This window comes from Variovorax sp. 01T439_2 (assembly GCF_056398445.1).
The window spans coordinates 1-8,125 of record NZ_JBFTPJ010000162.1; the positions used below are offsets into that span (position 1 = coordinate 1).

Annotated in this window: 10 protein-coding genes; 5 read left to right on the forward strand and 5 right to left on the reverse strand. The window is 70.1% G+C overall.

What is annotated here, in order from left to right:
- From AC1DOC_RS10300 to AC1DOC_RS10310, 3 genes are all read left to right on the forward strand, one after another.
- A partial coding sequence (locus AC1DOC_RS10300) for an acyl-CoA dehydrogenase family protein (protein WP_478129765.1) occupies positions 1-445 on the forward strand: 445 nt, incomplete at its 5' end.
- 11 nt (positions 446-456) lie between these two features.
- On the forward strand, positions 457-1,698 hold the full coding sequence (locus AC1DOC_RS10305) for a CaiB/BaiF CoA transferase family protein (RefSeq protein WP_436299210.1): 1,242 nt from the start codon (positions 457-459) through the stop codon (positions 1,696-1,698).
- A gap of 17 nt (positions 1,699-1,715) precedes the next feature.
- Complete coding sequence (locus tag AC1DOC_RS10310) at positions 1,716-2,153, forward strand: VOC family protein (RefSeq protein WP_278878426.1); 438 nt, start codon at positions 1,716-1,718, stop codon at positions 2,151-2,153.
- On the opposite strand, the gene AC1DOC_RS10315 is transcribed toward AC1DOC_RS10310, so the two are convergent.
- Positions 2,150-2,608, reverse strand: a complete 459-nt coding sequence (locus AC1DOC_RS10315; protein WP_369663914.1) for a hypothetical protein — start codon at positions 2,606-2,608, stop codon at positions 2,150-2,152. The two genes, AC1DOC_RS10310 and AC1DOC_RS10315, sit on opposite strands and share 4 nt — an antisense overlap.
- Before the next feature lie 99 nt (positions 2,609-2,707).
- Between AC1DOC_RS10315 and AC1DOC_RS10320 the strand changes: the two genes are divergently transcribed.
- Positions 2,708-3,538, forward strand: coding sequence for an isocitrate lyase/PEP mutase family protein (locus AC1DOC_RS10320; protein WP_436041957.1), 831 nt, complete (start codon positions 2,708-2,710; stop codon positions 3,536-3,538).
- 16 nt (positions 3,539-3,554) lie between these two features.
- Positions 3,555-4,133, forward strand: a complete 579-nt coding sequence (locus tag AC1DOC_RS10325; RefSeq protein ID WP_369663916.1) for a uracil-DNA glycosylase family protein — start codon at positions 3,555-3,557, stop codon at positions 4,131-4,133.
- Here the strand turns inward: AC1DOC_RS10325 and AC1DOC_RS10330 are convergent.
- From AC1DOC_RS10330 to AC1DOC_RS10345, 4 genes are all read right to left on the reverse strand, one after another.
- The gene (locus tag AC1DOC_RS10330; protein WP_436041959.1) at positions 4,130-5,806 is read right to left on the reverse strand and encodes an amidohydrolase; all 1,677 of its coding nucleotides are present in this window, start codon (positions 5,804-5,806) and stop codon (positions 4,130-4,132) included. The two genes, AC1DOC_RS10325 and AC1DOC_RS10330, sit on opposite strands and share 4 nt — an antisense overlap.
- Positions 5,807-5,808: 2 nt before the next feature.
- Complete coding sequence (locus AC1DOC_RS10335; protein WP_436041961.1) at positions 5,809-6,804, reverse strand: tripartite tricarboxylate transporter substrate binding protein; 996 nt, start codon at positions 6,802-6,804, stop codon at positions 5,809-5,811.
- Between the two features lie 55 nt (positions 6,805-6,859).
- A complete protein-coding gene (locus tag AC1DOC_RS10340) occupies positions 6,860-7,222 on the reverse strand; it encodes a cupin domain-containing protein (protein WP_436041963.1) in 363 nt (120 codons plus the stop codon).
- Positions 7,223-7,247: 25 nt separating this feature from the next.
- Positions 7,248-8,125 (reverse strand): quinone oxidoreductase family protein (locus AC1DOC_RS10345; protein ID WP_478129766.1); only part of this gene is annotated, 878 nt, incomplete at its 5' end.

An 8,125-nucleotide genomic window follows, 5' to 3' on the forward strand; every position in this document is an offset into this window, starting at 1 on the left:
CCTCAACAGCGCACGCTACGGCATCTCGTGGGGCGCGCTCGGCGCCGCCGAAGACTGCTGGCACCGCGCCCGCCAGTACACGCTGGACCGCAAGCAGTTCGGCCGCCCGCTCGCCGCCAACCAGCTCATTCAAAAGAAGCTGGCCGACATGCAGACCGAGATCACGCTGGGCCTGCAGGGCAGCCTGCGCCTGGGCCGCATGAAGGACGAGGGCACGGCCTCGGTCGAGATCACCTCGATCATGAAGCGCAACAACTGCGGCAAGGCCCTCGACATCGCCCGCCTGGCGCGCGACATGATGGGCGGCAACGGCATCAGCGACGAGTTCGGCGTGGCGCGCCACCTGGTGAACCTGGAAGTGGTCAACACCTACGAAGGCACGCACGACATCCACGCGCTCATCCTCGGCCGTGCCATCACCGGCATCGCCGCCTTCGCCAACTGAACGAAGAGCGCATGACGGCCACCAAGCCCGCAGCCCTGGACGGCATCAAGGTCCTCGATCTGTCCCGCGTGCTCGCGGGCCCCTGGTGCACGCAGATCCTCGCGGACCTSGGCGCCGATGTCGTCAAGATCGAACGCCCCGGCGTCGGCGACGACACGCGCACCTGGGGCCCTCCGTTCATCAAGGACGCGGAYGGCAACGACACCGACCAGGCCAGTTACTTCACGGCCTGCAACCGCAACAAGCGCTCGGTCACGGTCGACATGGCCACGCCCGACGGCCAGGCGCTCCTGAAGCAGATGGCGGCGCAGGCCGACATCGTGGTGGAGAACTTCAAGACCGGCGGCCTGAAGCAGTACGGCCTCGACCACGAGAGCCTGCGCACGGCCAACTCGCGCCTCATCTACTGCAGCGTGACCGGCTTCGGCCACGACGGCCCCTACGCCGAGCGCGCGGGCTACGACCTGATGATCCAGGCCATGACCGGCATGATGAGCATCACCGGCCGTCCCGACGGCGAGCCCGGCGGCGGCCCGCTGCGCGTGGGCGTGGCGCTCACCGACCTGTTCACCGGCGTCTATGCAAGCACCGCCATCCTCGCGGCGCTGCAGGTGCGCGGCCGCACGGGCGAAGGCCAGCACATCGACATGGCGCTGCTCGACGTGGGCATGGCCATCCTCGCCAACCAGGCGAGCGCCTTCCTCAACACCGGCAAGGCGCCGCAGCGCCAGGGCAACACGCACCCGAGCCTGGCGCCGTACCAGGACTTTCCGACGCTGGACGGCTCGATGCTCTTGGCCATCGGCAACAACGGCCAGTTCGCGCGCTTCTGCGAAGCGGCCGGCCATGCCGAGTGGGCCGTCGATGCGCGCTTTGCGAGCAACACGCTGCGCGTGAAGCACCGCGGCGTGCTCATTCCGATGATGGAAGAGCTCACGCGCACCCGCAGCACCACCGACTGGGTCGCGCTGCTCGAAGACAAGGCCGTGCCCTGCGGCCCGATCAACGACATCGCGCAGGCCTTCGACGACGCGCAGGTCAAGTCGCGCGGCCTGGCCGTCACGCTGCCGCGCGATGCGGACGACGGCATCGCCAGCATCACCGGCGTGGCGAGCCCGCTGCGCCTCACGGCCACGCCGCCCGTGCTGCGCCATGCGCCGCCGGCGCTCGGGCAGCACACGCGCGAGGTGCTGGCCGAGTTCGGCATCGATGGCGCGCGCTTCGACGCGCTGCGCGCGGCAGGCGTGGTGTAGAGCAAGGAGAGCAAACCATGACGGACCCGATACACAGCCCACCGTTCTCGGTGCTGCGCATCGATCATGTTGTGCTGCGCGTGAAGGACGCGGAGCGCGCCATTGCCTTTTACCGCGACGTGCTCGGCTGCGCGGTCGAGAGGCGCCGCGAGAACCTGGGGCTCGTGCATCTGCGCGCCGGCACCAACCTCATCGACCTCGTCACGCCCGATGGCCCGCTCGGCAAGCAGGGCGGCGCGTTGGCCGGCAAGGAAGGCCGCAACGTCGACCACCTCTGCCTGCGCATCGAGCCCTTCGACGAAGCGGCGATCCGCGCATTGATGGCGCGGCACGGCGTGCCGGTGCACGGCGAGGTGCAGAACAACTTCGGCGCCGAGGGCAACGGCCCGTCGATCTACATCACCGACCCCGACGGCAACAGTGTCGAGCTGAAAGGGCCGGCCGGCAGCAACTAGCTGGCGCGCCCGATGATCGCCACGCCGAACACCGCCACGCCGAGCGCGAGGTTCAGGCTCACCAGCTTGCGGACCATGTCGAGCCGCCCGGCCGCCACCGGCCACGCGCTTTCCTCCACCGCGCGCCGCATCACCCTGAACACCGAGGCGCGGATGTACACGTAGATGCCGGCCATCACGATCGCGATGCCCATCATCGCCTCGATGCGCCAGTGCACCGCGCGGAAGCCGCCCGCGAGCAGGATCATCGCCACGCCGGTCACGAACAGCAGCGTGACGGCCGCGTCCACGCCCACGAAGAAGCGCCGCAGCACCGCCGCCATGGTGCGCAGCCGCAGCGGCGGCTCCAGCGTGGCGACCGCGGCGGGGCGCACCGCGAAGTGCAGGGTGGCCATGCCGCCGACCCAGAAGGCGGCGGCGAGAAGATGGATGAAGAGCAGGAAGGCGTAGGACATGGGGCCCGATCAGAACACCGAAAGCTGTGCCCGCGCAATGTCCGAGCCGTTGCGTTAAAACCCCATCCTTCGCACGCAACAAAGAAAGATGAGGCTTCCATGACCCGCACCGTCGCCCAGAAACGCGCCGAGTTCCGCGCGCTGCACGAGCAGGGCTGCTTCGCCATTCCGAACCCCTGGGACAAGGGCAGCGCGCGCTACCTGCAGGGCCTGGGTTTCAAGGCGCTGGCCACCACGAGTTCGGGCCATGCCTGGTCGCAGGGCCTGGCCGACGGAGGGCAGTCGCGCGACACCATGCTGGCCCACCTGCGCGACATCGCCTGCGCCACCGACCTGCCCGTGAATGCGGACTTCGAGAACGGCTTCGCGGCCGATGCCCAGGGCGTGGCCGAAAGCGTGCGCCTGGCCATCGAGACCGGCGTGGCGGGCCTGTCGATCGAGGACTCGACCGGCGATGCGGCGAATCCGCTGTTCGAGATCGGCGTGGCGGTCGAACGGCTGCGCGCGGCGCGCCGCGCCATCGACGCGGCCGGCGGCGACACGCTGCTGGTGGGCCGCGCCGAGAACTTCTTCGCCGGCCGCCCCGACCTGGACGACGCCATCACCCGCCTCAAGGCCTACGCCGAGGCCGGCGCCGACTGCCTCTACGCGCCGGGCATCCGCACGCGCGAGCAGATCGCGGCGGTGGTTGCCGCGGTGGCGCCCAAGCCGGTCAACCTGCTGATCGGCTGGGCCAGCGAGCTCAGCATGCAGGACATTGCCGCGCTCGGCGTGCGGCGCGTCAGCGTGGGCGGTGCGCTCGCACGCGCGGCCTGGGGCGGCTTCGACCGCGCCGCGCGGGCGCTGGCCGAGCAAGGGCGTTTCGATGGCTTCGAAGGCGCGGCCTCCGGGGCCGATCTCGATGGCTTCTTCGGCCGGTTCTCCGAATAGCGCACGCGCCGGCGCCATGGATGCGCTGCTCGCGGAAATCCGCGGCTGCACCGCCTGCGCCGCGCAGCTGCCGCTGGGCCCGCGACCCGTGGTGCAGGCCAGCGCCAGCGCGCGCCTCTTGATCGTCGGCCAGGCGCCGAGCCTGACGGTGCACGCCACCGGCCTGCCATGGGACGACAAGAGCGGCGAGCAGCTGCGCCGCTGGCTCGGCATCGAGCGCGAGGTTTTCTACGACGCCGCGCGCATCGCGATCATGCCGATGGGTTATTGCTACCCCGGCCGCGGCAGCAGCGGCGACCTGCCGCCGCGCCGCGAATGCGCCGAGCTCTGGCATGCGCGCCTGCTCGCGCAGATGGGCCGGGTCGAGCTCACGCTGCTGATCGGCCAGTACGCGCAACGCCACTTCCTGGGCGCGGCGCGCAAGGCCGGCGTCACCGAAACCGTCGCGGCCTTTGCGGACTACGCACCGCGCTTCATTCCGCTGCCGCATCCGTCGCCGCGCAACACCGGCTGGTTCAAGCACCACCCGTGGTTCGAGAGCGAGGTGCTGCCGGTGCTGCGCGAACGCGTGCGGCAGGCGCTCGCGCAGCCCTAGGGCGCCGCGGCGACCGAGGTGCCTGCGGCATCGAAGGGCCGCGCGGCATGCACCACGCGCCCGCCCACCACCGTCATCAGCGACACCGTCTTGCCGATGCGCTCCAGCGGCACCGAGAAGAAGTCCTGGTCGAGGATCGCGAAGTCCGCGAGCTTGCCCACTTCGAGCGTGCCGCGCCTTGCCTCGTCGAAGCTGAACCACGCGCTGCCCACCGTGTAGAGCCGCAGCGCCTGTTCGCGCGTGGGCGTCTCGTCGGCACCGCGCATCGCCTTGCCGCTCACGGTCCTGCCGTCGAGCATCCATTGCAGCGCGACAAAAGGGTTGTACGAAGCCACGCGGTGCGCATCGGTGCCGGCGCCTACGTTCACGCCGGTGCGCAGTGCGCTGCCGATGGGCGGCATGCGGCGCGCCGCGTCGCCGCGCGTGGCGAGCGCGCGGTCGCCCTGGAAGTACATCGCGTCCTGCATGGTCCAGCCGATGCCCAGCGCCTTCATGCGCGAGAGCGTCTCGGGCGAGGCGTCGTCCAGGTGCGCGATCGACCAGCGCAGCTCCTTGATCGGCACTTCGGCGTTGAGCTTCTCGTAGAGCCCGAGCAGGTGGTCGACCGAGCCGTTCTCCTGCCAGTGGATGGTGACGGCGAGCCTGCGCATCGCCGCCCATTTGACGAGCTCGTAGAACTTCTCCTTCGCGGCCGCGTCGGGAAAATTGTTGTTGTACATCGCGAGCGTCACGCGCTCGCCGAGGCCGTTGAACTTGAGCATGTCGTCGCCAAAGCCCATCGGCAACATCTGCGTGAGCTCGCGGAACTCCTGCAGCTCGGCGCCGGGCTTCTGCGCGAACACGCTGTAGGCCACGCGCAGCGTCAACGCCTTCTCGCGCCACAGTTCGAACAGCGCCGCGTACTGCGAYGGCGCAATGCTGAAGCCGCCCGGGTCCACGAGGCCGGTGACGCCCAGGCGGTTCAGCTCGCGGAAGAAGGCGCGCGTGCCGGCCAGGTTGTCGTCATAGGTCGGCTTGGGCAGCTTGTCGAACAGGGCCGAGATGCCGACGATGTCGCCCGTCATCCAGCCCGGCGAGCCGTCCGCCGCGGGCTTCATGCCGGCCGGCAGCGTGCCCGCCGGAACGCCCAGCGCTTCGAGCGCCTTGGGCGTCATTGCCACCGCTTCGTAGAACAGCTGCACGTACACCGGATGGTTGGGCGCCGCCTCCTGCAGCTCGGCCGCGGTGGGGCGGCGGCGCTCGGCGAACTGCTGCTCGGTCCAGCCGCCGGCCACGATCAGCCAGCCGCCGGGTCGCGCACGCGCGGCCGCGGCGCGGATGCGGTCCATGGCTTCGCCGATGCTGCCGGCGCCGATCCAGTTGACCTCGGTCGAATAGCTCAGCGCCGCGCGCACCGCATGCATGTGCGAGTCGATGAGGCCGGGGATCACGGTGCGGCCGCCCGCATCCACCGTGCGCGTGATCGGGCCCGAGAGCGCGCGCACCTGCGCGGCATTGCCGACCGCCACGATGCGGCCGTCGCGCACGGCCAGCGCCTGCGCGGTGGTGGCGGCGGCGTCGAGCGTGGCGATCTTCGCGTTGGTGACGATCAGGTCGGCCGGCTGAGCCTGCGTGGCAGGCGGCAGCAGCAGCAGTGCAGCCGCCCCGGCCGCCGTGAGCAGTGTGCGCAGCATGGTCAGTCGACCTTGATGCTGGCGGCCTTGACCACCTGCTGCGCCTTGGTGGTTTCATCGGCAATGAACTTGTTGAACTGCGCCGACGGCATCGTGAAGGGCTCGGCGCCGAGCTTGTCGAGCCGTTCCTTGAGTTCGGGCGAGGCCATGATCTTCGCGACCTCGGCCTGCAGCCGGTCCACCACCGGCTGCGGCGTCTTCGCGGGTGCGAAGAGCCCGACCCAGAACAGGTACTCGGAACCGGGCACGCCGGCTTCCACCGTGGTGGGCGCCTCGGGCAGCGCGGGCGAGCGCTTGGCGGTGCCCACGGCCAGCGCCTGCAGCTTGCCGCTCTTGATGAGCGGCAGGGCCGACACCATCGGCGCGAAGAACCAGTCGACACGTCCGGCCATCACCTCGGTCATGGCCTCGGGCGTGCCGCGGAAGGGCACGTGCTGCGCATCGAGCCCGGCCGCGAGGCGGAACACCTCGGCATTCATGTGCGTGGCCGAGCCATTGCCCGCGGAGCCGTAGTTGAGGCCACCCGGATTGGCCTTGGCCTTTGCGACCAGGTCCCGCACGTTCGCGAAGTGCGAAGGCGCGGTGACCAGCACGTTGGGCAGGCTCGCCATCGGCGTGATGCCGGTGAAGTCCTTGATCGTGTCGTACGACAGGCCCTTGTAGATCCATGGATTCACCAGGTGCCCGGCCGAATGCACCAGCAGCGTGTAGCCGTCGGCCGGCGCCTTGGCCGTGATGGCCGCACCCAGCGTGCCGCCGGCGCCGGGCTTGTTGTCCACCACCACGCTGGTGCCGAGCGCGGGCCCGAGCTTCTCGGCCACGAGCCGCGCGACGATGTCGGTGCCGCTGCCCGCGGTGAAGGGCACCACGAGCTTGATCGGCTGCGTGCCGGGCCACGGGTTCTGCGCGTGCGCGGCGCCGAGCGTGCTGATGGCCGCGAGCGCCGCGGCCAGCGCGAGCGCCTGCCGGCGGCTCCAGGTGTCGAATGTCTTCTTCATGCGTCTTGTCTCCGTTGATTTGATTTGGGTGAGCGATGAAAGACCAGGGCGGGGCCTATGCGGCTGGCGGCGCGCTATTCGGCATCACCAGCGCCACCAGCACCGGCCGGTTGCTGCGGTTCTCGAGCTGGCGCTTTTCGCCGGGTGCGAAGCGGCAGCTGTCGTAGGGGTCGAGCACTTCTTCCTGGTGCGCGCCGTCGAGCTCGCCGACCACATGGAGCTGGCCTTCGAGCACGAGGTAGAGCTTCTCCATCGGCGAGCCGTCGAGCCCGGTGCGGCCGCCGGGCAGGATCTGGCTCATGCCCATCCACATCTGCGTCGAAGGCCCGGCCTCCTTGCCCTGCAGGCGCAGGCAGCGCATGTCGAAATGATTGGGCGCCTCGTAGTGCGGCGCTTCGCTGAAACGGGTCACGTGCATGGCGGCGTTCCTTGGGGTGTTCGATTCAGGGGCGCAGCACGACGCGGTCGGTGCTGCCCGAGAGCACGAGGCGGTAGGCGTCCATTGCTTCGTCGAGCGCGAAGTGCCGCGCCACGGGAAAGGGCTTGAGCGTGCCGCGCTCGAAGCCTTCGCGCATCGCGTCGAGCTGGGCGGTGGAGGCCACGCAGTCCATCGCGAGCGAGTCGATGCCCACGAAGGTGTGCATGCCGCGGTAGAACGCGAAGATGTCGAAGGGCACGGCGCGTTCGTGCGTGGCGATGAAGATCTGCGTCGCGCCCTTGGCCATGGCCTTGTTGGCGGCCTCGAAGTAGGCGCTGCCCACGGTGTTGTAGACGATGTTCGCGCCGCGCCCGCCGGTGAGCTCGCGCACCTGCGCGCCCACGTCGGCATGGTGGCGCGCATCGATCACGTCGACCGGCGCGCACGCGAAGCCCTCGAACGGACCGGCGCGGCGCTGCACCGCGATCACGCGCGCACCGGCCTGCGAGGCCAGCTGCACCGCCGCCTGGCCGACCTTGCCGTTGGCGCCGAGCACCAGCACGGTCTGCCCGGCCTGCGGCATGCCGCAGCGCCTGAAGCCTTCGTAGGCGGTGACGAAGGGCACGCCCACGGCACCGGCTTCGTCCATCGAGATGCCTTGGGGCTTGGCGCGCAGCGCGGCTTCGGGCAGCACGAGATAGCGCGCATGCGAGCCGTCGCGCGTGATGCCGATGTCGCCGCCCGAGCCATAGACTTCGCGGCCGATCCATTCGGTCGGACCACTCACCACGGTGCCCGCGAAGTCACGACCCGGGGTGCGCGGCCACACGGCTTGCGGCATGAGGCCCAGCGCAGCCTTCACGTCGCTCGGGTTGACCGCGGCGGCGGCGACTTGCACCACGG